The 1,628-nt window shown below is 68.9% G+C and carries 1 protein-coding gene; it reads left to right on the top strand.

Translation table 11 applies throughout. The features are described from left to right. Nucleotides 1-67 precede the first annotated feature (67 nt). Nucleotides 68-1,628 (top strand): calcium-binding protein (locus I71_RS08360; RefSeq protein ID WP_244433708.1); only part of this gene is annotated, 1,561 nt, incomplete at its 3' end.

Below are 1,628 nucleotides of genomic sequence, written 5' to 3' on the forward strand. Positions count from 1 at the left end.
GCTTGGGGGAGCGCTGTCCGATGTCGATCAGACGGGTACCAGTGGAAACGATACGATCATCGGTGGCTTGGCCGATGACGAACTGTACGGTCTGGATGGCGACGACCGCCTCGATGGTGGCGGAGGTGCCGACAGCCTGTTCGGCGGAGCCGGAAACGACACCCTGACCGGCGGCCCGGCCGACGCGGTGGTGGGCGCCACCCTGGCCGGCGGCAGCGGCGACGACCTCTACCTGATCGCCAACCCGCTCGACCACATCGTCGAGGCGGTGGGCGAAGGCACCGACGAAGTCCGCACCGGTTTGGGCGCCTATACTCTGGGCGAAGGGGTCGAACACCTCACCTATACCGGTTCGGCCGCCTTCGCCGGCACCGGCAATGCGCTCGACAACCGCCTCAGCGGTGGTACGGGGGCCGACAGCCTGAGCGGGCTGGACGGCAACGACACGCTCGATGGCGGCCTGGGGGCCGACACCCTGGTCGGCGGGCTGGGCGACGACGTCTATCTCGTCGACGACAGTGGCGACGTCGTCACCGAACTGACCGGCGAAGGGACCGACGAGGTCCGCACCACGCTCACCGCCTATACGCTCGGTACCAACATCGAGTCGCTGACCTTCACCGGCACCGGCGCCTTCAGCGGTACCGGGAACGAGCTGGACAACCGCATCCAGGGTGGGGCCGGTAACGACACCCTGGCCGGCGGGCTTGGCCTCGACATGCTGGTCGGTGGCGCCGGCAACGACACCTACATCATCGACGATGTGGCCGATCTGGTGGTAGAGGCTGCCGGTGAGGGCACCGACAAGGTGCGCACATCTCTGTCCGCCTTCACCCTGGCGGCCAATGTCGAGGTGCTGACCTACACCGGCTCCGGCAGCTTCGCCGGCACCGGCAGCGCCGGCAACGACACCCTGCGCGGCGGGGCGGGCAACGACACGCTGGCGGGGGCCGCCGGCAACGACTGGCTCGACGGCGGTGCCGGTGCGGACAGCCTGATCGGCGGCAGTGGCAACGACACCCACATCGTCGACCAGACCGGCGACGTGGTAGTCGAACTGGTCGGCGAAGGCAGCGACACGGTGCGCAGCGCCATCGACTACACGCTGGGCGCCAACGTCGAGGCGCTGGTGCTGACCGGTGGCGCCCTGACCGGCACCGGCAACGATCTCGACAACAGCCTGACCGGCACGGCGGCGGACAATGTCCTGGTTGGGCTGGACGGCAACGACACGCTGAACGGCGGGGCGGGAGCCGACACGCTGATCGGCGGCGCCGGCAACGACACCTACGTCATCGACAACATCGGCGACGTGCTGGTGGAACTGCCGGGCGAAGGCATCGACACGGTGCAGAGCTCGATCAGCCACACCCTGCTTGCCGACTTCGAGAACCTCACCCTGACCGGCTCGGTCGCCCTCACCGGCACCGGCAACGCGGCCAGCAACCTGCTGATCGGCAATGGGGCCGCCAACCTGCTGACCGGGCTGGAGGGTGACGACACGCTGAACGGCGGCGGCGGGGCCGACACGCTGGTCGGCGGCACCGGCAACGACCTCTACGTCGTTGACAACGCCGGCGATGTGGTGGTGGAGCTGGAGGGAGAGGGCACCGACACGGTGAACGCCT

It is taken from the genome of Azospirillum sp. B506, assembly GCF_000333595.1.
Lineage (GTDB): Bacteria > Pseudomonadota > Alphaproteobacteria > Azospirillales > Azospirillaceae > Azospirillum.